This is a genomic window from Halomonas cerina (assembly GCF_014192215.1).
GTDB classification, from domain to species: Bacteria; Pseudomonadota; Gammaproteobacteria; order Pseudomonadales; family Halomonadaceae; genus Halomonas; species Halomonas cerina.
This window is the reverse complement of record NZ_JACHXP010000022.1, coordinates 1-23,575: the sequence shown is the minus strand read 5'-3', so window position 1 is coordinate 23,575 and position 23,575 is coordinate 1. Positions and strand designations below refer to the sequence as shown.

At 67.7% G+C, this 23,575-nt stretch carries 21 protein-coding genes; 16 read left to right on the top strand and 5 right to left on the bottom strand.

What is annotated here, in order from left to right; genetic code table 11:
* Window positions 1-143 precede the first annotated feature (143 nt).
* On the bottom strand, window positions 144-338 hold the full coding sequence (locus FHR94_RS16885) for a hypothetical protein (RefSeq protein WP_221188521.1): 195 nt from the start codon (window positions 336-338) through the stop codon (window positions 144-146).
* 283 nt (window positions 339-621) lie between these two features.
* On the opposite strand from FHR94_RS16885, the gene FHR94_RS16880 reads away from it, so the two are divergent.
* Complete coding sequence (locus tag FHR94_RS16880; protein WP_183327529.1) at window positions 622-1,143, top strand: LabA-like NYN domain-containing protein; 522 nt, start codon at window positions 622-624, stop codon at window positions 1,141-1,143.
* Window positions 1,143-2,354 carry an alpha/beta hydrolase family protein gene (locus FHR94_RS16875; RefSeq protein ID WP_183327452.1) on the top strand — a complete coding sequence of 404 codons (1,212 nt, stop codon included), beginning with the start codon at window positions 1,143-1,145 and terminating at the stop codon, window positions 2,352-2,354. The genes FHR94_RS16880 and FHR94_RS16875 overlap by 1 nt, the downstream gene beginning before the upstream one ends.
* A gap of 25 nt (window positions 2,355-2,379) precedes the next feature.
* Here the strand turns inward: FHR94_RS16875 and FHR94_RS16870 are convergent, their stop codons facing one another.
* Together FHR94_RS16870 and FHR94_RS16865 are read right to left on the bottom strand one after the other, a co-directional pair.
* Window positions 2,380-3,384, bottom strand: a complete 1,005-nt coding sequence (locus FHR94_RS16870) for a M23 family metallopeptidase (protein ID WP_183327450.1) — start codon at window positions 3,382-3,384, stop codon at window positions 2,380-2,382.
* Window positions 3,381-4,301 carry a DUF6544 family protein gene (locus tag FHR94_RS16865; protein WP_246390025.1) on the bottom strand — a complete coding sequence of 307 codons (921 nt, stop codon included), beginning with the start codon at window positions 4,299-4,301 and terminating at the stop codon, window positions 3,381-3,383. The genes FHR94_RS16870 and FHR94_RS16865 overlap by 4 nt, the downstream gene beginning before the upstream one ends.
* A 170-nt stretch (window positions 4,302-4,471) precedes the next feature.
* On the opposite strand from FHR94_RS16865, the gene FHR94_RS16860 reads away from it, so the two are divergent.
* From FHR94_RS16860 to FHR94_RS16795, 14 genes are all read left to right on the top strand, one after another.
* Entirely contained in the window at window positions 4,472-5,011 is a 540-nt protein-coding gene (locus FHR94_RS16860; protein WP_183327448.1) for a (2Fe-2S)-binding protein, read from the top strand.
* Window positions 5,008-6,006, top strand: coding sequence for an FAD binding domain-containing protein (locus tag FHR94_RS16855; protein ID WP_183327446.1), 999 nt, complete (start codon window positions 5,008-5,010; stop codon window positions 6,004-6,006). Before FHR94_RS16860 ends, FHR94_RS16855 begins: the two co-directional genes overlap by 4 nt.
* Window positions 6,003-8,234 carry a xanthine dehydrogenase family protein molybdopterin-binding subunit gene (locus FHR94_RS16850; RefSeq protein WP_183327444.1) on the top strand — a complete coding sequence of 744 codons (2,232 nt, stop codon included), beginning with the start codon at window positions 6,003-6,005 and terminating at the stop codon, window positions 8,232-8,234. The genes FHR94_RS16855 and FHR94_RS16850 overlap by 4 nt, the downstream gene beginning before the upstream one ends.
* Before the next feature lie 26 nt (window positions 8,235-8,260).
* Window positions 8,261-8,920 carry a nucleotidyltransferase family protein gene (locus FHR94_RS16845; protein WP_183327442.1) on the top strand — a complete coding sequence of 220 codons (660 nt, stop codon included), beginning with the start codon at window positions 8,261-8,263 and terminating at the stop codon, window positions 8,918-8,920.
* 95 nt (window positions 8,921-9,015) lie between these two features.
* Window positions 9,016-9,996, top strand: a complete 981-nt coding sequence (locus tag FHR94_RS16840) for an XdhC family protein (RefSeq protein ID WP_343064681.1) — start codon at window positions 9,016-9,018, stop codon at window positions 9,994-9,996.
* A gap of 105 nt (window positions 9,997-10,101) precedes the next feature.
* Window positions 10,102-11,079, top strand: a complete 978-nt coding sequence (locus FHR94_RS19990; protein ID WP_183327440.1) for a GNAT family N-acetyltransferase — start codon at window positions 10,102-10,104, stop codon at window positions 11,077-11,079.
* Between the two features lie 189 nt (window positions 11,080-11,268).
* Window positions 11,269-12,108, top strand: coding sequence for a class I SAM-dependent methyltransferase (locus tag FHR94_RS16830; RefSeq protein WP_183327438.1), 840 nt, complete (start codon window positions 11,269-11,271; stop codon window positions 12,106-12,108).
* 70 nt (window positions 12,109-12,178) lie between these two features.
* Entirely contained in the window at window positions 12,179-12,460 is a 282-nt protein-coding gene (locus tag FHR94_RS16825) for a DUF503 domain-containing protein (protein WP_183327436.1), read from the top strand.
* A 302-nt stretch (window positions 12,461-12,762) separates the two neighbouring features.
* Window positions 12,763-13,926 (top strand): TAXI family TRAP transporter solute-binding subunit, encoded by a 1,164-nt coding sequence (locus FHR94_RS16820; RefSeq protein ID WP_183327434.1) that lies wholly within the window; start codon window positions 12,763-12,765, stop codon window positions 13,924-13,926.
* 74 nt (window positions 13,927-14,000) lie between these two features.
* Window positions 14,001-16,010: a TRAP transporter permease gene (locus FHR94_RS16815; protein ID WP_183327431.1), complete on the top strand. Its 2,010-nt coding sequence runs from the start codon at window positions 14,001-14,003 to the stop codon at window positions 16,008-16,010.
* Between the two features lie 170 nt (window positions 16,011-16,180).
* Window positions 16,181-17,605 carry an enoyl-CoA hydratase/isomerase family protein gene (locus FHR94_RS16810; RefSeq protein WP_183327429.1) on the top strand — a complete coding sequence of 475 codons (1,425 nt, stop codon included), beginning with the start codon at window positions 16,181-16,183 and terminating at the stop codon, window positions 17,603-17,605.
* Window positions 17,602-18,798 carry an acyl-CoA dehydrogenase family protein gene (locus tag FHR94_RS16805; RefSeq protein WP_183327427.1) on the top strand — a complete coding sequence of 399 codons (1,197 nt, stop codon included), beginning with the start codon at window positions 17,602-17,604 and terminating at the stop codon, window positions 18,796-18,798. The genes FHR94_RS16810 and FHR94_RS16805 overlap by 4 nt, the downstream gene beginning before the upstream one ends.
* A gap of 31 nt (window positions 18,799-18,829) precedes the next feature.
* Window positions 18,830-19,951: an acyl-CoA dehydrogenase family protein gene (locus FHR94_RS16800; RefSeq protein ID WP_183327425.1), complete on the top strand. Its 1,122-nt coding sequence runs from the start codon at window positions 18,830-18,832 to the stop codon at window positions 19,949-19,951.
* A gap of 55 nt (window positions 19,952-20,006) precedes the next feature.
* Complete coding sequence (locus FHR94_RS16795; RefSeq protein ID WP_183327522.1) at window positions 20,007-21,665, top strand: electron transfer flavoprotein-ubiquinone oxidoreductase; 1,659 nt, start codon at window positions 20,007-20,009, stop codon at window positions 21,663-21,665.
* 104 nt (window positions 21,666-21,769) lie between these two features.
* On the opposite strand, the gene FHR94_RS16790 is transcribed toward FHR94_RS16795, so the two are convergent.
* Window positions 21,770-22,732: an NAD(P)H-dependent flavin oxidoreductase gene (locus FHR94_RS16790; protein ID WP_183327423.1), complete on the bottom strand. Its 963-nt coding sequence runs from the start codon at window positions 22,730-22,732 to the stop codon at window positions 21,770-21,772.
* Between the two features lie 53 nt (window positions 22,733-22,785).
* Window positions 22,786-23,575, bottom strand: a 790-nt coding sequence (locus tag FHR94_RS16785; protein ID WP_183327421.1) for an electron transfer flavoprotein subunit alpha/FixB family protein, incomplete at its 5' end; no start/stop codon positions are given.

Below are 23,575 nucleotides of genomic sequence, written 5' to 3'. Positions count from 1 at the left end.
GGTGTGACGGCCCGGCGAGGCAGCTGCTCATCAGGCTAGAACACGGAGCAAGACTTTGCTCGCCGGCAAGTACGAGGCGTCTGGCCGAGAAGCGGCTGGGCAGGCGTCCGGTGGCGACCGCCATCGGCCAGATGATGCTTGTCTCAGCAGCGCCCCTGCATCTCCAGTCCGGGCGGACAGAAACCACCGCGACGGTGGTCGTCGCGATGGCCATGGCCGCGCTCGTCGTCGATGATCACCAGGGGCTCGGACTGGATGCGCGCTGGGGTGTAGCTGCAGCCGGCCAGTACCAGGCCGGTGGCCAGCAGGGCAGTGAGGAGCATTGGGTGTCGAGTCATAAAACCTCCATGTGAGATATCTCAGAAAAAAGTCGTACCAAATTTCATTATAGCAAGGCCCGGTGCCGGCCCCATGTGGCGCAGCGGCGTCACCGCTGTCGCCATCAGGAGACAGTAGCCTTGCCGCGGTTACCGGGCGATAGTGGTACCCTTGCGACGGTAACACGCCCTCTCCTGCCCACCGGAACCGCCCAATGGATGCACTGCGTCGCCACTCCCTCATCGACACGACAACGGTCGTCGGCCCGGCGTCTCTATGGGCCGGCGCATGACCCGACCGTGGATGTCACGGCCCGAGGGGCGCCCGGCCACCACCCCCACGAGGCAGGCGGTCCTGCTGCTCGTCGACGTCCAGAATCTCTACTACACCGCCCGACAGGCCTATCAGGCCCAGGTCGACTACCATGCCCTCTGGGCACGTGCCACGGCGAACCGCCAGGTGGTCAAGGCCATCGCCTATGCCATCGACCGGGGCGACGAGAAGCAGCGCCGTTTCCAGAACATCCTGCGTAACATCGGCTTCGAAGTGAGGCTCAAGCCGTTCATCCAGCGGGCCGATGGCTCGGCCAAGGGCGACTGGGACGTTGGCATCACCCTGGATGCCGTGAAGCATGCCGGCCAGGCCGAGGTGGTGGTGCTGGCCTCGGGGGACGGTGACTTCGCCCTACTGGCCGACAGCTTGCGCCAGGCGCAGGGGGTGGACGTCGAGGTCTATGGCGTGGCGCCCCTGACCGCCGATGCGCTGATCCAGGCGTCCACCCGCTTCGTGCCCATCGAGGGAGAGCTATTGCTGGAGAGACGCTGATGCGCTTCTCCGACGCCAAAAGCCCTTTATCATTTTGTGGCCACGGCGCCGGGCCCGCCCCGGGCCTTGGCGCCGCCCTGCTGGCATCGCTCCTGGCGCTCGTCCTGCTGTCTGGGTGTGCCGCCCTGGAGCGAGGGCATGACGCCCTGCTGGTGCTGGGAGACCTCGCCGCGGGCGACGAGCCGAGCCGCCTGAAGCGTCACACCTCGACGCCCGACCGTGAGGATCTGGCCTACACCGTGGCGGGCCGCGCTTACGTGGCAGATCTCTACCACCCGGCCACGCCGCACCGTGGGGCCCTGCTCCTGGTGCATGGCCTCACCGAGGCGGGCCGTCGCGACCCCCGCCTGATGGCGCTCGCCCGGACCCTGGCTCGCGTCGGTTTCACGGTGATGGTGCCGGAGCTCCCGGGCCTGCGAGACTTCGATGTCGGTATGCGCGAAGTGGAAGGCATCGCCGATGCCATCCGCCATGCCACGGCCGAGGTGGCGGCGGCCGAATCGGGCACGGCGCTGGCCGCTATCAGCTTCGCGGTGGGCCCGGCGCTGCTCGCCGCCATGCAACCGGAAACGGCGCACCGGGTGCCCTTCGTGATCGCCGTGGGCGGCTACTACGACCTCACGGACATGCTCCGCTATGTCACCACCGGCGTGGATCGCGGGGCGTCCGGCCGAGACGTCCCGTCGCCCCGACGCGAGGCGCGCTGGCTGATCCTGTTGAGCCAGCTGCACCGACTGGAGGATGCCGGGGATCGAGCACGGCTGGAGGCGATCGCCCGTCGTCGCCTGGCAGGCGACGACGAACCGATGCCCGAGGTGCAGCACCTCGGGCCCGATGGCAAAGCCCTCTATGAGCTGATCACCAACCGGGACCCGAACCGGGTGGCCGCGCTGGTCGAGGCACTGCCCGCGTCGCTGGAGACCCAGTTCGAGGCCCTCGACCTCTCCGCCCGGAATCTCGAGTCGCTGCAAGCGCGGCTGGTACTGATCCACGGGCCGGACGACCGGGTGATCCCAATCAGTCATTCTCGGCGGCTGCGCGATGCCCTGTCGCCGGGCCAGGCCCGCCTGTTCGAGACCCGGGCCCTGGGGCATGTAGAGGTCTCGGCCGACTGGCTGGAGGGCTGGACCCTGTGGCGGGCGATCTATCATGTGCTGGCGCTGGCGGACCTCACCGCTCGGCCTGGCACCACTCCTCCCGCGCGACCGTGAAGACACGCAGCCATGCTTTGGACGCCTACCGGGCTTGACCAGGCCGATCGCCGGAGAGCTCACCCTCAAATCTGTCCCGGCCTCGAAGCCGTTCGTTCCGCACCAGAAAGCGGCCATCGATCCTGAGTGCCAGTGGCGTTCCCGAGATCGGCGGATCACCCTCTGCGGCGGCACGCTGCGCATGGATATGCAGATGCGGCTCAGTGCTGGCGCCGGAATTGCCCACCTCACCCAGTCGAGTCCCGAGGGTCACGTTCTGGCTCGGAGAGACCGCGACACTGCCTTGCCGCATATGGGCAAAGACAATCACCGCGTCCCCACAGCGCAGCAGCACATGGTTGCCCAGCCGGTTGACCGTATCCTGATCGGGCACCTGAAAATCCGGCATGTGGTCTTCCGTCGCCATGACCTCTCCCGCGCAGGGCGCATGCAGGTCGGCACCGAAAATCGCGTAAGCCGCTGGATCGGCCGGACGCAGCCCCGCCGCTCTAGTGCCCCAGTTCGTCAGGCCGAAGAAGTCCACTGCGTAGGACTGCCCGCGCCAGGGGCGGTAGCGGTCCATCTCCGGGTCGAGCGTACGAAGATGCGCGTTCACGATCTCCCTCGAGCCACCGCTGCCGACAAGATAGGTGCCGGGGCCGAAGGGATTGGCGATATCGACCACCGGCACCGGCGGCAAGACCCGACCCGCAACAGCCGCGGGCCCATACCAGGCACCGAGACCCAGCAACACGAATGAGGCCGTTATCGACGCCCATCCCCCGACCCCGGAAGGCAGCACCGCCAGCCCCGAGAGGTGGCCCCGCAGCACGTGCACGAGAATGGCCAGCACGAAGAGACCGGCATACAGGCGCGGCAACCACCAGGGCACGACAGCCCATTGGGCGACCAGCGCGAAGGCCAGAAGAAACGCCCCGACCCCTGCCACCTGCATGGCATAGCCCATCAGGCTGTGCGCCGGCGCGAGCGCCAGCCACAGCAACAAGCCTAATGGCAAGACAATCTGTGAAACAAGAACGAGCCAGATCATTCGTCTGCCTTTTGACCGGGAAACCGGATCGCCGTCACATCAGCCAGGAAGAAAGGGAAATAGTCCTCGGTGTCGAACATGTTACCTGCCTCCACCCGATATGGGAGTCGATAGCCTCCGACCTCGCGGAAGTCCGACAGGTAGCCGCCGAAGGGCTGCCACCGGTACACCTTGTCGGGGTTGGCATCGCTCCAGCGCTGAAAAGAGACCTCGATAGGGCGCCCCACGGCATCGACGGTGACATCGACCGCCTGCGACAGTGCCCCGTGGCTGACCGTGACTCGCGCCGTGTCCTCATCCACCGGCTCCCAAGCCACGCCTGGCCCAGGCAGAAGTGCCGCGGGTGTCCAGAAGACGGCCTCGGCCACATAGCGGCCAAACGCCGAGCGCCTGTGATCCGGGTCGCCGCCTATCCGGGCAACCGGGATGAGCCACAAGAAGCGAAACCGGGTCCATCGGCCCGAATCCGAGCCCGAGATCGGCAGGCCGCCCAGCGTGCGCATGGACCAGACGAAGCCCTCGGGTAAGGCCAGGATCTGGCGTGCCTCCATGGGCCGGTAGCTGGGAGCGTCCTGGGTGCCGAGGCTGAACTGTCCTCGCATGTCGATCTCGGTCACCGGATAGAGCGCCGCGCCTGGCAGGATGGTGAAACCGAAATAGCGTTGTGCCGGATCGGGCAGGTCCGCGACCCTATCCTCCGTAAAGAGGGGCGGCTCGAGGGGCTGCAGCGCGACAAGTCGCTCCCATTCGATCCTGTCCGCCCGCTTGTCGAGCATCAAGAGTATGCAAAGCGCCAGCACGGCAACGACGAGCAGAACAAGGGTGATAGCCAGAAGCTTCATGGATAATGGCAACGACATAGGAGCATCGGGAAAATAGTGCCTTGCTTCGGTCTGCAAGCCGGTGACCCAGATCAATGCAGGTGTCGAGCCACCATCCTGCCACCGCATTAGCGGCAAGACCACGTTACAGCCTTGTCGCGTCCGGCAACCTCTCCTAGCTTGAAAGTCATTCGCCTTGCGCAACGGTACGGCCCGCCGGTGTCGCCGACGTTCCCGACGTGCCGAAAATCTGATGAGGAGCCGGCATGCAGGAGACTCCCGAGCATCCCCCTGAAGCGACGGTATCCGTCCACCTGAGGCTGAATGGCATCCCGGTCACCATCGAGGTCTCCCCCAACGCCATCCTGCTCGACGTGCTGCGTGAGCAACTGGGCCTGACCGGCACCAAGAAGGGCTGCGATCACGGCCAGTGCGGAGCCTGCACGGTGCACCTCGATGGCCGGGCGATCAACGCCTGCCTGCGCCTGGCCGTGATGTGCGAGGGTCAGGCGATCACCACTATCGAGGGGCTCGCCAACGAGGGGCTCGCCGCCGGAGATGCGCTGCATCCGGTCCAGCAGGCCTTCCTCGACCACGACGCCTTCCAGTGCGGCTACTGCAGCCCGGGGCAGATCATGTCGGCGGTGGCGCTGCTCGAGGATCGCCGCGTCGCCGGCGACATAGGCACGGTGCGCGAGGCGATGAGCGGCAACCTCTGCCGCTGCGGCGCCTACCAGAACATCCTCGCGGCGATCCAGGATGCCCGCCTGCGCCTGCACGGCCAAGAGGGAGGAGACGACGCATGAGGACCTTCGCCTTCGCCCGCGCCGATAGCGTCGAGCGCGCAGTGGAGCGCCGCCAGGGCGAGCCGGCCAGCGCCTTCGTGGCCGGCGGCACCACCCTGCTCGACCTGGTCAAGCTCGATGTCATGCGCCCATCCCGGGTCATCGACATCAACGCCCTGCCGCTGAAGAGCGTCGAGCGCCTCCACGACGACCGCCTGCGCATCGGCGCCCTGGTGACCAACACCGACCTCGCCTACCACCCGGACGTGCTCGCGGATCACCCTCTGCTGTCCCAGGCGATCCTGGCCGGCGCCTCGACCCAGGTACGCAACATGGCCACCACCGGCGGCAACCTGATGCAGCGCACCCGCTGCCCCTACTTCCGCGACCCGACGGCGGCCTGCAACAAGCGCGAGCCGGGCAGCGGGTGCGATGCCCGGGACGGCTTCAACCGCATGCACGCCGTGCTCGGCGGCAGCGACCAGTGCGTGGCGGTGCATCCCTCCGACATGTGCGTGGCCCTGGCCGCCATCGGCGCCACCCTCACCCTGCAGGGGCCAAATGGCGAGCGGGAAATCGATGTCGCCGACTTCCACCGCCTGCCCGGCGCCACTCCCCATCTCGAGCACGACCTCGACGACGAGCTGATCGTCGCCGTCACCCTGGCGCCCCCGCTCAAGCCGCTGGGCACGGCCTACGTCAAGCGGCGCGATCGCGCCGCCTACGAGTTCGCCCTGGCCTCCGCCGGGGCCATGCTGTCGCTGGACGAGGACCTGATTGGCGAGGCGCGCCTGGCGCTGGGTGGCGTGGCCACCAAGCCCTGGCGCTGCCACGAGGCCGAGGCGCTGCTGGCGGGCAAACGGGCCGAGATCGCCGCCTTCGAGGCGGCGGCGGACGTCGCCCTGGCCGATGCCGAGCCGCTCTCCCACAACGCCTTCAAGATTCCGCTGGCCCGTCAGGCCATCGTGCGGGCGCTGCGCGATGCCGCCCGGGTCGCCAGGGAGGATAATGCATGAGCGCCACCCCCGAGCATCACGTTGTCGGCCGACGCACGCCGCGCGTCGACGGCGAAGCCAAGCTCACCGGCCACGCCGACTACACCGTCGACCACCGGCTCGTGGGCATGCTCCACGGCTATCCGGTGCCAGCGAGCATCGCCCACGGCCGGCTCGAGGCGCTTTCGCTCGATGCCGCCCGCGCCATGCCCGGCGTGGTGGACATCCTCCACCACGGGCACTTCCCCGACCTGCATCGCTCGCCGAACAGCATGCGCGATGGCGATGCGGTCAGCGAGGTGCGCCTGCCGTTCGAGGACAACCGGATCCATTATCACGGCCAGTACGTCGCCCTGGTGGTCGCCGAGACCTTCGAACAGGCGCGAGCCGCGGCCTTCCGGGTGGCGCCACGCTACCGGCAGGAGCCAGGGGCTATGCCCGGCCTGGCGGCCAGCGACGCCGAGGGCAGTGAAGCCGGCGAGTACACGCGCGGCGAGCCCGAGCTCGCCTTCGGCCTGGCACCGGTGATCCTCGACGAGACCTACACCATGGCCGCCGAGAGCCATGTACCGCTGGAACCGCACGCCACCCTGGCCGAGTGGCGCGAGCAGGATCAACGGCTGGTCGTGCACGAATCCACCCAGGGCGTCTTCTACCAGCGCAATGCCCTGGCGCGCATCTTCGACCTGCCGGAAGAGCGGGTCGAGGTGATCTCGCACTACATCGGCTCGGGTTTCGGCAACAAGCTGTTCATGTGGCCGCATGCCGTGGCCACTGCCGCGGCGGCAAGGATGCTCGGCCGCCCGGTCAGAACGGTGCTGCCCCGCCAGCAGGACATGATGACCACCGGAAATCGTCCCGCCTCGCGCCAGCGCCTCCGCCTCGGCGCCGAGCTCGACGGCACCCTGGTCTCGATCCAGCACGACAGCCTCACCGAGACCTCGATGGTCGACCACTATGTCGATGCCTGCGGGGGCGTCACGACGAGTGCCTACGCCTGTGACAATGTCGCGACCCGACAGCGCATCCTGCCAGTCCATCACGGCACGCCCTGTCCGATGCGAGCCCCGGGGGAGGTGTCCGGCCTCTTCGCGCTCGAAAGCGCCATCGACGAGCTGGCCGTGGCCCTCGACATGGACCCGCTGGCCCTGCGCCTGAAGAACTACGCGGACCAGGACCCGCAGCGCGGCCTGCCGTGGTCGAGCAAGCACCTCGACCGCTGCCTGGAAGGCGCGGCCGAGCGGTTCGGCTGGGCCGCACGGGACCCACGGATCGCCAGCATGGTCGACGGCGACGAGATCATCGGCCAGGGCATGGCCTCGGCCACCTGGTTCGCCGGGCGCCAGCCGTGCGCGGCGCGAGTGACCCTGCTCGCCGATGGCACGGTGGTCGCGGCCTGCGGCACCCAGGATATCGGCACCGGGACTTACACCATCGTCGCCCAGACGGTGGCCGAGCTCACCGGCGTGCCGATCGAGCGCGTCGAGGTCCAACTGGGCGAGACGAGCCTGCCCGCCGGCCCGCTCTCCGGTGGCTCGATGAACACCGCCTCCACGCTGCCGGCGGTCGCCGCTGCCACCCGCGACGCCTTGGCGGCCCTGAAGGCGGTCGCCACCGGGCCAGGGGGCGACTTCGCGGGCCTCGCCCCCGAGTCTCTGGGGGTCGAGTCGGGCGCCCTGGTGGCCGAGGGCCGACAGGCCAGCTTCGCCGAGATCCTCGCGCACCGCCGCCTCGCCGACGTCACCGGCGAGGGCAACGCCGCACCGGGGGACGAACGCCGGGAGTACAGCTTCCGCTCCTTCGGTGCCCACTTCGTCGAGGTACGCTGGGACCCGGGCATCTCCCGGCTGCGGGTGGCCCGGGTGGTCAGCAGCATCGATGTCGGCCGCGCCATCAACCCCGTCGCCGCACGCAACCAGGTGGAAGGGGCGATCGTGATGGGCATTGGCATGGGGCTGCTCGAAGGCCTCGACTACGACCCGCGGGACGCCCGGCTGGTCAACGCCAACGTCTCCGACTACCGCATCCCGGTCCATGCCGACATGCCAGAGATTGATGTCGAACTGCTCGACTATCCTGACTACCGTTTCAACGAGCTCGGTGCCCGCGGCATCGGCGAGATCGGCCTGACCGGGGTCGCGCCGGCCATCGCCAACGCCGTCTATCATGCCACCGGCAAGCGCCTCCGCGACCTGCCGATCACCGTGGAGAAACTGCTGGCGTCGGACGAGGCACCGACCGGCCTGTGACGATGCCACGCCAGAGACGCCTCGCGATGCGCCAAGAGTCAGCACGAGCGGAACGCCCCTCGAACTCGAACGCGCGCGTGGTGGCGGTAATCCTGGCCGCCGGGGCGTCCCGGCGCTTTGATGGCGAGGACAAACGCCGGGCCCGGCTGCCGGGTGGCCAGCCCCTGCTGGCCGCCACGGTGGCCAACGCTGCGGCGGCCTTTCCCCGGCTGCGCGTGGTGATCCGCGACCAGGACGAGCCCGAGGCGCTGGGACTTGCACCCGACACCCCCATCATCCGAGCGCCCCATGCCCGCGCCGGGCTCGGCGCGAGCCTCGCCGATGCCTTCGCCGTCCTTAAGGCCGACGGCGAGCTGGCCGGGGCTGCGGCCGCGGCGATACTGTTGGGCGATATGCCCTACCTGTCGCCCGATACCCTGAGGGTGCTACGAGACAGCGCCACTCCGAAGCGCATCGTGCGGCCCCGACATCGGGGCCGGCCGGGGCATCCGGTGCTGTTCGGCCGCGCGTTCTGGGATGAGCTCACCGCCCTGGTCGGCGACGAGGGCGCGCGCAGCATCATCGCCCGCCACCGAACGCACTGCCTCGAGTTCGAGGTCAACGATCCCGGCATCCACATCGATATTGACGTGGCCGCGGACCTGGCGACCGCTGCCCTGCCCCTGGACGCCTGCCCCCACTCCTGACGCCCATCGTGTTGGCCGATGAGGGGCGGCAAGCCGGCGAATCTGCGTCCAGACTGAAGCCATACGAATCGTCCCAAGCTACCCTGGAGATCCTCTTGCCTTCCTCTACCCTGCGCGCCCTGGATCTGGAAGTGGTCGAGGCCGCCCGACGTTGGCATGCCGAAGGGCACGAGCTCTGGTGGTGCACGGTACTCTCCACCTTCGGCTCCGCGCCCCGTGAGCCGGGCGCCCTGCTGGTCACCCGAGCCGATGGCCGGCATGTCGGCTCGCTCTCGGGCGGCTGCGTGGAGGAGGACTTCCTGGCGCGCCTGGCGGCCGGGGCCATCCAGCAGGCCCCGGTTCAGGTCATCGCCTATGGCGATGGCGCCGATGCGATCGACGCCAGCCAGGTGAGCCTGCCCTGCGGTGGGCGTCTCGAGGTGCTGATCGAGCGCTGGTCCGCCGACAGCTGGGCAGCCCGCGAGCTAGAGTCGTACGCCGAGGCCCTGCGGGGCGGAACCCTGCTGGAGCGTCGCGTGACGCTCGACACCGGTTTCAGCCAGTGGACGACGGCCGATACTCTGGGCTCGCGCGTGGAGCTCCTTGCCCGGGAGGCAAGGATTCGTGTCGGCCCGGCAGCGCGGCTGTTGATCGCCGGCATCTCGCCGGTCAGCCAGTACTGCGCACAGTTCGCCCAGTCGCTCGGCTTCGAGGTGGTGATCTGTGATCCCCGTCCCAAGGTCTGGGCCGATTTCGTCCCCGGCCACGCCCGCTGCCTGCGTGAGCTGCCCAGCGAGTATCTCAGGCGTCATCCCGCCCACTCGATGACCGCGGTGGTGGCCCTGACCCATGACCCTCGCCTGGACGACCTGACCATGATCGAGGCCGTGCGGGGCGAAGCCTTCTACATCGGGGTCATGGGCTCGAAACGCACCTCCGAGAAGCGCGCCGAGCGGCTCCGGCGCAGCGGCGGTCTGGACGACGAGGCGCTGGGGCGCATCCGCATGCCGATCGGCCTGGACCTGGGCAGCAAGACGCCGGCCGAGATCGCCCTGGCGACGATGGCCGATGTGATCCGGGTGATGCGTGGGCGCTAGTTGATGAACCGGATCATCCGGCCCGCGACCGCTTCAGGCGCCCCTGCCATCGAGCCCTGGTGACCGAGCCGTTCATCCGCCGAGTGCCTGCCTTGAGGGAGCCTCATGGAACCTCGCCTGCTCTACTCCCTGGCGGCGGACGCCATCCTGATGGTCCACGCGGCCTTCGTGGTGTTCGTGATCTTGGGACTGGCGCTGACGCTGATCGGCAAGCGTCGCGCCTGGCAGTGGGTGCGCAACCCCTGGTTCCGCCTCACCCATCTGGTGGCGATCGGGGTCGTGGTGCTGCAGGCCTGGCTGGGCGCCCTCTGCCCTCTCACCGCCTGGGAGATGGCACTGCGGGAGAAGGCGGGGGACGTCGTGTACACCGACTCCTTCATCGCCTACTGGCTGCATCGGCTGCTGTACTATCAAGCCCCCGCCTGGCTGTTCCTCCTCGTCTACACCCTGTTCGGTGGCCTCGTCCTGCTCAGCTGGATCTGGATCCGCCCCCGCCCCTTCGGCCGCCAGGGACATCGGGACGCCAAACCAAACCAGCTGTCACGTCGCGAGGCGCAAACACACAGCGACGTGCTCGAGGCGCCCGGCGTGCATCTCCGCCCCACCCAGCCAAGCGATTTCGCCTTCGTCTGCACCGCCGAGTCGGCGCCGGAAAACCGCCGTAACATCGAACTCTGGTCCCGGGCCGACCACCTGGCCTGCATCGACCGCGAGGACTGCTCCCACCTGATCATCGAGGACGACGAGGCCGAGCCCGTGGGGTACGTGATCCTCCAGGGCCTGACCAGTGCGGAACGCGACATGCTTCTGCGGCGTATCGTGATCACCCGCAAGGGAGAAGGCATCGGCCGGCGTGCGGTCGAGGCGATCATCCGCCTGTGCTTCGACACCCTGGGGTTCCGTCGGCTCTGGCTGGAGGTGCACGCCGACAACACCAGCGCCCGCCAGCTCTATGAACGCCTCGGCTTCCGGGTCGAGACCGTCCACCAGAGCGACACCGCTCCCAGTGCCATGGTCCGCATGGCACTGCTTGCCGGTGACCATCAGTCCGAAACGCCTCCCGAGCCGCCCGCGAGTCCCTGATGAGGTCTGTCTATGTGCCGCATGCCGTCTTCGAGATGGAGGCGACCTCCGAGGGCTCGTGGTTCTGCTCGCGTTTTTGTTAGGCGCTTCACGCCAGTCGCTCGACGTTCGCCCTCTACAATGAAAGTGACGAGCCAGTGAGCAGCCTGGTGGTGGGCGGCACCTGGTCCGACTCTCAGGGGGATAGCCATGCCCATTCTCGACCTCGACCCGATCCGCGATGCCTGGAGCAGCCTCGCGGCGGGCTATGACCGGATCGTCACGCCCACGCACCTGTGGCTGGGGCACGAGGCCCTGCGCCGGGCCGGCCTGACCAGGGGCATGTCGTTCCTCGACGTGGCCTGCGGCACCGGTGCCTTGAGCCTGCCGGCGGCACGCCTGGGCGCCCGGGTCACCGCCATCGACATCTCCCCCGCCATGGTCGAGCGGCTCAGGGCTCGGGCCCGGCAAGAGGGCTACGATAACCTTCAGGCCCGGGTCATGAATGGCTGCGCCCTACAGCTGAACGACGACGCCTTCGACATGACGGGGTCGCAGTACGGCGTCATGCTCTTCCCCGATCTAACGGCGGGACTCACCGAGATGGTGCGCGTCACCAAGCCGGGCGGCACGGTGGTGGTGATCACCCTAGGGCTGCCCGAGGAGGTCGACGTCATTCGCTTCATGATGGACGCCATCCAGGCCGCGGTGCCCGAATTCCCCGACCTCCCCCGGGACCCACCACCGCTGCCATTCCAGCTCGCACGACCCAACAAGTTGCGTCACCGGCTCATCACCACCGGCCTGAGAGACGTCCGGGTGGAGCGGGTCACCGAGACCATGGCCTTCGCCTCGGGCCAGGCGCTGTGGGACTGGCTGATGAACAGCAACCCTATCCTCGGCCAGCTGGTCGCCGACCTCTCGCAGCAGCAACAGGCCCGGGTCCTCGAGGAGCTGGAGGCCCGGATCCAGGCACGCGCCGGGAACGACGCCACCGCGGTGCTGACCAGCCGAGTCAATATCGGGTTCGGAACGAAACGCGAATGCTAATCGTCGCGAGAGACCCGGGGCCGGCCATCCGAACCCGGCAGGATCATGCACCCAGCCACCAGGAGCCGTCATGAACATCGGCATTCTCACCCTGCGGATCTCCCTTCCCGGCTGCGCCTCCCTCAAGGAGAAGCGCCAGCGGATGCGCGGCATGCACCAACGCTACGGCCGCAACCCGGCGGTGGCGGTCTGCGAGAGCGACCAGCGCGACCGTCTGGAGTCCAGCGAGTGGACCTTCGTGGTCGCGGGGCTAAGGGTCCCGGAAGTCGAGTCGCTGTGCAGCGAGATCGAGAACAAAGTGCAGCGCACCGTGGATGGGCGGGTGATGGAGGCGACCCGGGAGATCCTGTGACCGCTCATGCGCCTCCCGCATCGCGTCGAGCCGCGCCGGCATGCGCTTGGCATGGACCATCGCCGGATCGGTAGACAATAGTCCAACCCTCTACGGGATGGCGGCATCGATTGGTGTCCGCTCCTTGCGTCAACCATGGGGCCTCATCACCGTTCGCCATCACGGCCACCGACGTCCTTGCCCTGCCTACGAAGCGTTGCGTCTTGACAGTGCAACGATGCACTCCCTATTATCGCCGTGAAGCGTGAAATCAAATACCGCATAGCAAAACAAAAAGGCGCCATATGCCAAAGGAGTCGAAGATGCACCGTCTAGCTCGTTCGCTACTGCTCGCCACCCTGCCCGTCGGCCTTTCCCTCTCGGGGGCCGCCATCGCCAAGGAGGTGGAACTACCTAACACCATGGCGTGGACCGCCTATGGCACCGGTTCCAGCGGCTATGCCCAGGCCGTGGCCATCGGGGGCATGCTGCAGTCCGAGTACGGCACCTCGGTGCGCATCCTGCCGGGCGATAACGATGTCTCGCGCATGACCCCGCTCAAGCAGGGGCGTGTCGACCTCTGCGCCTGCGGCATCGCCAGCTACTACGGCGCCGAGGGCGTGATGATGTTTGCCCATCCCGACTGGGGGCCCCAGCCGCTGAGGGTGATCACCACCTCCACGGCCTCCTTCGGCCTCTCCCTGGCGGTGGCCGGCGACCTGGATGTCGAGACGCCCGCCGATCTCAAGGGCAAGCGCGTCGCCTATATCCGCGGCGACGACGCCCTCAACAAGGGCACCGAAGCCTACCTGGCCTTCGGCGGGCTGACTTGGGATGACGTGGAGCGGGTCGACTACCCGGGCTATGGCCGCTCCTTCGACGGCATCATCGCCGGCGACGTCGATGCGTCCTTCACCACCACGGTCACGCCCCCGGCCCAGCAGCTCGCCAGCAGCCCGCGGGGGATCAGCTGGCCGGTACTCGACCCGAACGATACCGAGGCCTGGGAGCGCATGAGGGCGATCGCGCCCTATTTCCGCCCTCATGAGGTCACCTCCGGTGCCGGCGGCATCAGCGCCGACAACCCGTTGCCCAGCGCCAGCTATCCCTACCCCATCGTGGTCGCCAACCAGGATCTCGACGACAAGGTCGCCTACGGCCTGATCAAGGCCCTTCAGGAACACCACGACGACTACAAGGATGCGGCACCCGGCGCGAAGGGGTATGCGCTGGAGCACCAGGACCTGACCTGGGTCATCCCCTTCCATGATGCCGTGGTCGACTACTACCAGGAGATCGACGTCTGGACCGAGGAGATGCAGGTCCATCAGGACCGTCTGGTCAAGCGCCAGAACCTCCTCCTCGATACCTGGGAGCAGTTCATGTCCGGCGAGGTGCCCGAGGAAGAGGACGCCTTCCGCGAGGCTTGGATGACGGCCCGGGCCGAGGCCCTGACCGAGGCCGGCTTCGACCCCATCTTCGAATGACTGCGGCGGGGTGGCCCAGGTCGCCCCGCTCCCCTCCTTCCTGAACGCCCTGCTTCAACGCCCTGGACCCCGATATGACCCAAGCAAAAACACAAGACGGCTCTGCGCAGCAGGCCAGGGAACAGATCAGCCAGACTCGCCCGCTGCCGTCCGGCCTGGCATGGATTCCGGGTGCCGTCACGGTCGTGCTGCTGCTGATGACCCTGGACTACCTGTTCAATCTCGGCTGGCTAAACATCGTCACGGGCCTCGAAACCCAGTTCTACTATGCGGTAGTGGCCCTGCTGCTGCCGCTGGTCTATCTGCTCTGGCCGTTCCGGCCCTCCGCCTGGCATGCCATTCCCTGGTACGACTACCTGCTCAGCGCCGTGACGTTGATCATCGGCGGCTATTTCGTCTATAACGCCGACGCCATCCTCGAGCGCGGCTGGGCCTTCGCCGCGCCGGACACCGCCATCTGGGTCAGCTACGCCTACTGGCTACTGATCATCGAAGCCGCCAGGCGTGCCGGCGGCTGGCCCATCGCGGTGATCGTCACCGCCTTCTCGCTCTACCCGCTGGTGGCCGATGTGATGCCGGGGCCGATCCAGGCCTTCCCCTCCTCCCTCGAGGAGACGGCCATGTACCACACCATGAGCACCGAGAGCATCATGGGTGTGCCGCTGCAGGCCTTCGCCGGCTTGGTAATCGGCTTTTTGGTATTCGGGGTGGTGCTACAGAAAAGCGGCGGCGGCAAGTTCTTCATCAACCTGGCCTTCGCCCTGCTCGGCCATGTGCGGGGTGGCCCGGCCAAGGTCTCGATCTTTTCCAGCGGCCTGATGGGCTCGATGAGCGGCAGCGTGATCAGCAATGTGCTGACCACCGGGGTGCTGTCGATTCCCGCCATGCGCCGCATCGGCATGGGGCGCTCCTTTGCCGGCGGCGTCGAGGCCTGCGCCTCCACCGGCGGCGTCTTGATGCCCCCGGTCATGGGCGCTACCGCCTTCGTCATGGCCATGTTCCTCGACGTGCCCTATGCCGCCGTGGCGCTGGCCGCGGTGATCCCGTCGGTCCTCTACTTCCTGGGGCTGTTCATCCAGATCGACGCCTATGCCGCCCGGCACGAGATCAAGGGGCTGCCCAGCGTGGACCTGCCCTCACTGAAGGCTACCCTCAAGGAGGGCTGGTACTTCATCTTCGTCTTCGCCCTGCTGGTATGGATGCTGCTGGTCATGCAACGCGAAGCCGTCGCGCCCTTCTATGCCACCGCCCTGCTGCTGATCCTCAACCAGCTCTCCAAGCACAACCGCTGGCGGTGGAAGGATGTGGGTGAGACGCTGTCGGGTGCCGCCAGGCTGTTCGCCGAACTGGTCGCCATCCTTGCCGGGGTCGGCATGCTGGTGGGCTCGCTGTCGATGACCGGCCTGTCCGGCACCATCGCTAACGACTTCATCCATCTGGCGGGGGGCAGCGTGCCGATGCTGCTGATCATGGGCGCCCTGACCAGCTTCGTGCTGGGTATCGGCATGACCGTGACCGCCGCTTATATCTTCCTGGCCGTGGCCCTGGCGCCGGCCCTGATCCAGGGTGGCGGCCTCGATCCCATGGCCGTGCACATGTTCATTCTCTACTGGGGCATGCTCAGCTTCATCACCCCGCCGGTGGCGCTGGGCGCCTTCGCCGCCGCCACCGTGGCCGGAGCTCGGCCGATGGCCACGGGACTGCAGGCCATGCGCCTGGGCAGCGTGATCTACTTCATTCCCTTCCTGTTCGTGCTCAATCCCGCCTTGATCATGCAGGGCGCGCCGCTGCAGATCCTGCTGGTGTTCGTCCAGGCCCTGGTGGGCATCGTGCTGTTCGCCTCGGCCATGCAGGGCTACCTGATCTGGGTCGGGCGTCTGGGCCATGGTGTTATCCAGGAGGCAGTGATCCGCGGATTGGTGCTGCTCTCGGGCCTGACCCTGGCCCTGCCCGGTGGCGGCATGGTCCCGCTCACTCAGCTCGAACTGCTCGGCATCTCGCTGACCGCCCTGGTGCCTGGCGTGCTGCTGGCCAAATGGAGCCAGCACCATGCCCTCAACGGTTCGGTGCACCCCGGTCACTGACCCAGCCTGTTGCAACTTTCGGCCGCCCTCGGGCGGCCTTCTTTTTTATAATTTCGCAAAGCGAAATTTAATTTCATAAAGCTTGACCCCGTGAGGGAATCGCGACATCATTTGCTGATGTTTCAAAAAATAGATTCCTTATATCGCATAGCGGACAAGAGAGGATAAGCATGACAGCCTGTGTCCATTATCAACGCCAAGACGACATCGGCGTGATCCGCATCGACAACCCACCGGTCAATGCCCTCGGCCAGGCGGTGCGCAGCGGTCTTCTCGAGGCGCTCGAGCAAGGACTGGCCGATGACGCGGTACGCGTCCTGGTGCTGATGGCCGAGGGCCGCACCTTCATCGCTGGCGCCGATATCCGCGAGTTCGGCAAGCCACCCCGCTCCCCCCTGCTGCCGGAGGTGATTGCGCATCTCGAGGCCAGCCCCAAGCCCGTCGTGGCCGCCCTGCACGGGACCGCCCTGGGCGGTGGCCTGGAGGTGGCCCTGGGCTGTCACCTGCGCGTGGCGCTGCCGGGCACCCGGGTCGGCCTGCCCGAGGTCAAGCTGGGCCTGCTGCCTGGCGCCGGCGGTACCCAGCGCCTGCCGCGCCTGACCGGCATCGCCCCGGCGCTTGAACTGATCACCAGCGGGCGCCTTGTCGACGCCGAGGAGGCGCTGGCACTCGGCATCCTCGACCGGATCAGTGAAGCCGAGACCCCACTGGAGGCGGCCCTCGACACTGCTCGGGCGGTGCTCGTCGGCGACCTGCCGACGCGTCGCACCGGTGAGCTTCCCGCCCCGGCTGCCAAGCCGCAGGCCGTGGCCGACTGCCGCCAGGCCCTGGAGCGGGATTGCCCGGAACTCTACTCCCCCTTCCGGGCGCTGGAGGCCATCGAGGCCAGCAGTCGGCTCCCCCTGGAGGAGGGACTGGCCTTCGAGCGCCGGCTGTTCCTCGACTGCATGAGCTCGCCGCAGCGTGCCGGACTGATTCACGCCTTCTTCGCCGCCCGTGCGCCCCACCGGGTGCCGGAAGTCGAGGACGTCCCGGCCCTGACGCGCCTCGCCCTGCTCGGCGATCATCCGCTGTTCGAAACACTCAGACACCGAGGCGAGCGCGCCGGCATCACGCTCTCGGAGAAGCCCGAGGGCGTCGAGGCCTGCCTGCTCGCCCCGGGCAGGCAGTGCACGGCGGGGGAGACGCTGCGCATCGCCATCGTCTCCCCGGAGGCCGCCAACCGAGCTGTCGACGCCGAGTTGCTGCTGGTGGTGCCCGCTGAAGCGGGCTGCGTGGAGTTGGTCGATCTCGGTGCCGGCCCGCCCCATCAGCAAGCCGTCGCCAAGGCCCTCAAGGCATTGCGGCTGAGCGTGGTAGTCAGTCGCGGCGAAAGTATTCTCGCCTGCCTGCAGCGGGCCATGGAGGGTTCCGAGTCTTCCCGCGAGGCCCTGGAGCGAGCGGCTCTCGAGGTTGCCGAGGCGGGGCTCGCCTATCGCCACAGCGATATCGACCTGCTGGCCATCGAGGCCCTGGGCTATCCCCGCCATCTGGGTGGCCCCCACTATCAGGCAACCGCCGGCGCCTCAACCCCCTCATCGGAGAGCACCCCATGAACCTGAACTATACCCCCGACGAGTTGGCCTTCCGCCAGGAGGTGCGCGACTTTCTGGCCACCGAGCTGCCCGACGACATCCGCGAGCGCGTCCGGCTGGGACGGCGACTCTCCCCCGATGACCAGCTGCGCTGGCAGAATATTCTCAGTGAACGGGGCTGGCTGGCTCCCAACTGGCCAGTGGAGCACGGCGGCCCCGGCTGGGGCCCCGTGCAACGCCACATCTTTGAGGAAGAATGCGCCGCTGCCCACGCCCCGACCATCGTGCCCTTCGGCGTCAACATGGTGGCCCCGGTGATCATGCGCTTCGGCAGCGAGGCCCAGAAGCAACACTACCTGCCGCGCATCCTTGCCAATCAGGACTGGTGGTGCCAGGGCTACTCCGAACCCGGCGCCGGTTCCGACCTGGCCAGCCTCAAGACCCGCGCGGTGCGCGAGGGTGACCACTACGTCGTCACCGGGCAGAAGACCTGGACCACCCTGGGGCAGCACGCCAACATGATGTTCTGCCTGGTGCGTACCGACCCCGACGCCAAGAAGCAGGCTGGCATCAGCTTCCTGCTCATCGACATGACCAGCCCCGGCATCACGGTACGCCCGATCATCACCTTGGAGGGCGCCCACGAGGTCAACGAGGTCTTCCTCGACGAGGTCCGCGTGCCGGTGGCCAACCGCGTCGGCGAGGAAGGCCAGGGCTGGAGCTGTGCCAAGTTCCTGCTGACCCACGAGCGCACCGGCATCGCCGGTCTCGGCCACGCCAAGCAGGCGCTGCGCCATCTCAAGTCGCTGGCCACCCGGGTGCAGCACCGCGGCCGCCCGCTCCTCGAGCTGGCAAGTTTCCGCCAGCGGGTGGTAAAGGCCGAACTCGAGCTGATGGCACTGGAGGTCACCAATCTGCGGGTCATCGCGGCGGCCCGGGACGGCGGCGTGCCGGGAGCGGAGAGTTCGCTGCTCAAGGTACGCGGCTCCGAGCTTCGCCAGGAGCTCAGCGACCTGACCCGTCGCGCCCTGGGCCCGGCCGCCCTGCCCTTCTTCCCCGACTTCCTGCATGGCGACGCCGAGCTCGATGACCCGGCCCAGGCCGAGAGCGCCGCGGGCGCCGCCCAGTACTTCAACCGCCGCAAGCTCTCGATCTATGGCGGTGCCAACGAGATCCAGAAGAGCATCGTCGCCAAAACCATTCTTGGCATGTAATAGCTGATCCTCGGCATGTAAGGAGCCGCCCATGGACTTTTCCCTGACCGACGAGCAGCGCATGCTCACCGACACCCTCGACCGCCTGATGGCCGACCGGGTCACCCCCGAGCAGCGTCGCGCCATGCTCGAGGCACCGACCAATGAGCGCTCGGCACTTTGGCAGACCTTCGCCGAACTGGGGCTGCTGCACATGCCCTTCGCCGAGGAGGTCGGCGGCCTCGGCGGTGACGGCACCGACCTGATGCTCATCATGCAGGCGCTGGGACGCGGCCTGGTGCCCGAAGCCTACCTGGCTGGCCTGGTGCTGCCGGGCGACCTGCTAGCTCGCCTCGGCGATGCCGGGCAGCAGGCGCGCTGGCTGGCCCCGCTGCTGGAAGGCGAGCATCAGCTGGCACTGGCCTGGCAGGAGAACGACGCCCGCTACGATGCCCATGGCATCGCCACCGCCGCACGTCGTGATGGCGAGCGCTGGGTGCTGGAAGGCGGCAAACAGCTGGTGCTCAATGCCGCCTCGGCCGCCGCCGTGCTGGTCACGGCACGCCGCGACGACGGAGGCCTGGGCCTGTTCGTGGTCCCCGCCGACGCCACCGGCCTGTCGCGTCGCGACTACCGCACCATCGATGACCAGTCGGCCAGCGACCTGACCCTGGACGCCGTCTCGTTGAGCGACGACGCCTGTCTCGGACGGGACGTCGCCCAGGCCCTCGATGCCTCCCTGGCGCTCGGCCGCGCGGCGCTGTGTGCCGAGGCGGTCGGTGCCATGGAGGTCGCCTGCGAGCAGACCCTCGACTACCTCAAGGAGCGCCAGCAGTTCGGCACCCCCCTGTCGGCATTCCAGAGCCTGCAGCACCGCATGGTCGACATGCACCTGCACCTCGAGCAGGCCCGCTCCATGGCGATTCTCGCCGCCACCAGCCTCGATCGCCCTGCCGCCGAACGCGACTACCGCCTCGCCGCGGCCAAGGCCTACTGCGGCGAGGCCGCGCGCTTCGTCGCCGAACAGGCCATCCAACTGCACGGCGGCATGGGCATGACCGAAGAGTGCTACGTATCCCACTACGCCAAGCGCCTGGTGATGTTCGATCATTACCTGGGTGACGTCGATCACCACCTCGAACATGTCAGCGACCACCTCGTCGACGTGGTGTGATCCCGGGTTTCAACAAAGGAGAACGCAGGTGGAAGCACAAGTCGAACGCGATTCCATGGATTTCGACGTGGTCATCGTCGGCGCCGGGCCTTCGGGCCTGGCCGCGGCGTGCCGGCTGATGCAGCAGGCCAGCGAGGCCGAACAGGAGCTGACGGTGTGCGTGGTCGAGAAGGGCTCCGAGGTGGGCGCCCATATCCTCTCCGGGGCCGTCTTCGAGCCCCGCGCCCTTCAGGAACTCTTCCCCGACTGGGAGGAACGCGGTGCCCCGCTGACCACACCGGCGACCCGTGACGAGCTCTACCTGCTCAAGGATGCCGAGAAGGCCCAGAAGTTGCCCAACGCCCTGGTGCCCAAGACCATGCATAACACTGGCGGCCGGCGCTCCGGCGGCGACCAGACGCGCTACGTGATCAGCGCCGGCAACCTGTGCCGCTGGCTGGCCGAGCAGGCCGAGGCGCTGGGCGTGGAGGTCTTTCCCGGCTTCGCCGCCCAGGAAGTGATCGTCGATGAGGACGAGGTGGTGCGGGGGATCCAGATCGGCGATATGGGCGTGGGGGCCGACGGCCAACCCAAGGACGGCTACATGCCGGGCATGGAGCTGCGCGCCAAGTACACCCTGTTCGCCGAGGGGGCCCGGGGGCATCTGGGCAAGCGCCTGATCGACCGATTCAAGCTCGATGAAGGCAAGGACCCCCAGCACTACGGCATCGGCCTGAAGGAGCTGTGGGACGTGCCCGCCGACCAGCACGAGCCCGGCCTGGTGCTGCACGGCTCCGGCTGGCCGCTGGATAAGCACACCCATGGCGGCTGGTTCCTCTACCATGCGGAAAATACGCAGGTGGTGGTGGGGCTGATCATGGACTTGTCCTACCAGAACCCCTACCTGTCGCCCTTCGACGAATTCCAGCGCATGAAGCACCATCCGGTGCTCAAGCAGTATCTCGAGGGGGGCTCACGGGTCGCCTATGGCGCCCGGGCGATCGCCAAGGGCGGGCTCAACTGCCTGCCGAAGATGACCTTCCCCGGGGGGCTGTTGATCGGCTGCGATGCCGGCACCCTGAACTTCGCCAAGATCAAGGGCCTGCACACCGCCATGAAGTCCGGCCTGGTGGCCGCCGAAGCGGTGTTCGAGGCCCTTGCCTCAGGCGATGAAGGCGGCAACGAGCTGACCGCCTTTACCCAGAAGTGGGAAGCCAGCTGGGCCTACCGGGAACTCGACGCGACCCGCAGCTTCGGCCCGGCGATCCACAAGTACGGCACCATGGTCGGCGGCGGCTACAATTTCCTCGACCAGCTCGTCGGCGGCAAGCTGCCGACCCTGCACGACACCACCCCGGATCACGCCACCCTCAAGAAGGCGGCGGAGTGCGAGGCGATCGACTACCCCAAGCCCGACGGCAAGCTGTCCTTCGACAAGCCCTCCTCGGTGTTTTTGTCCAACACCAACCACGAGGAAGACCAGCCCTGTCACCTCAAGCTCACCGATCCGGAGCTGCCGATCCGCGACAACCTGCCGAACTACGCCGAGCCGGCGCAGCGCTACTGCCCGGTGGGAGTCTACGAGGTGGTCGAGGACGACGCCGGCAAGCCGAAGTTCCAGATCAATTTCCAGAACTGCATCCACTGCAAGACCTGCGACATCAAGGACCCGGCACAGAACATCACCTGGGTGGCGCCGGAAGGCGGGGGTGGGCCGAACTATCCGAATATGTAGGCTGCGGGCTGCGGGCTGCGGGCTGCGCCGGCAAGGTTAGCTCGTAGCCTGTCGCTCAAGGCTCGCAGCTGGCGCCAGGTGCCTGGGCTCGCCGCCCGAGGCCCTTAGCCCGCAGCGCCCAGGCGCCGCTGGGCCGCCCGATAATCGCGGACGAGTTCCGCGATCACCTCGCCGGCCCCGGGGCAATCACCGATCGCCCCTACGCCCTGTCCGGCGCCCCAGATGTCCCGCCAGGCCTTCGGCTTGCTGCCGCCGGCGGTCCCGTAGCGCATGGCCGTCTTGTCGCCCTCGGGCAGTGCCGCCGGGTCGAGACCGGCACGCTCGATGCTGGCCCGTAGATAGTTGCCGTGGACGCCGGTGAACAGGCTCGTGTAGACGATGTCTTCCGCCGCCGCGTCGACGACCATCTGCTTGTAGTCGCTTGGCGCATTGGCCTCGCGGGTGGCGATGAAGCGGGTCCCCACATAGGCCAGGTCGGCGCCCATGGCCTGCGCCGCCAGGACATGCTCTCCCCGGGTGATCGCCCCGGCCAGCACCAGGGGGCCATCGAAGAAGCGACGCACCTCGGCGACGAAGGCGAAGGGGTTCAACCGGCCGGCGTGTCCCCCGGCCCCGTGACAGACCAGGATCAGGCCATCGACCCCGCAGGCCACGGCCTTGCGCGCATGGCGCAAGGTAGTGACGTCATGCAGGACCCGGCCGCCATAGGCATGGACCCGCTCCACCACCCGATCCGGCGCGTGCAGACTGGTGATCACGATGGGTACCCGAAACTCGGCACAAAGCTCGAGATCATGATCCAGGCGATCGTTGCTCGGGTGCACGATCAGGTTGACCGCGAAGGGCGCTACCCGACGCTCGGGATCGACCCGGCGACAGGCCGCCAGCTCGGTGGTGATACGCTCCAGCCAGGTCGCCAACTCGCCAGCCGGGCGGGCATTGAGGGCCGGGAAGGCGCCGACGATGCCTGCCTGGCACTGCGCCAACACGAGCTCCGGGCCCGAGACGATGAACATCGGTGAGCCGATCACCGGCAGTTGCAGGGTACCTTCGAGCCAGTCCAGCATGATGTCTCCTGGTTGACAAAAGGCCCACCGAAGTGGGCCTGTGCAGGGAAACGCTACAGCTTCTGCTCGAGCTCGGGCAGCACCTCGAACAGGTCACCCACTAACCCGTAATCGGCGACCTGGAAGATCGGCGCCTCCTCGTCCTTGTTGATGGCGACGATCACCTTGGCATCCTTCATGCCCGCCAGGTGCTGGATGGCCCCCGAGATGCCCACGGCGATGTAGAGGTCCGGGGCGACGATCTTGCCGGTCTGGCCGACCTGCATGTCGTTGGGCACGAAGCCCGCGTCCACCGCCGCTCGCGAGGCACCGATCGCCGCGCCGAGCTTGTCGGCGATGCCCTCGAGCAGCTTGAAGTTCTCGCCGCTGCCCATGCCGCGACCGCCGGAAACGACCACCTTGGCCGCGCCCAGCTCGGGGCGGTCGGACTGGGCCAGCTCCTCGCCGATAAAGGACGACAGGGCGTTGTCGACCACCGTGTCCACGGCCTCGATGCTGGCACTGCCCTGATCTTGTAGAGAGCCGGCGACGGCATCGAAGGCGGTGGCGCGCACGGTGATCACCTTCAGCGCGTCGTCGCTCTGCACGGTGGCGATGGCGTTGCCGGCATAGATCGGACGCTTGAAGGTGTCGGCGGACTCGACGGCGATGATCTCGGAGAGCTGCGCCACGTCCTTGAGCGCGGCGAGGCGCGGCAGCACGTTCTTGCCGGTGGTGGAGGCGGCGGCCAGCACGTGGCTGTAGTCGTCGGCCAATTCGGCCAGCAGCTCGCCCAGGGGCTCGGCCAGCTGGTGGGCATAGACGGCGGCGTCGGCGACGCGCACCTTGGCCACGCCGTCGAGC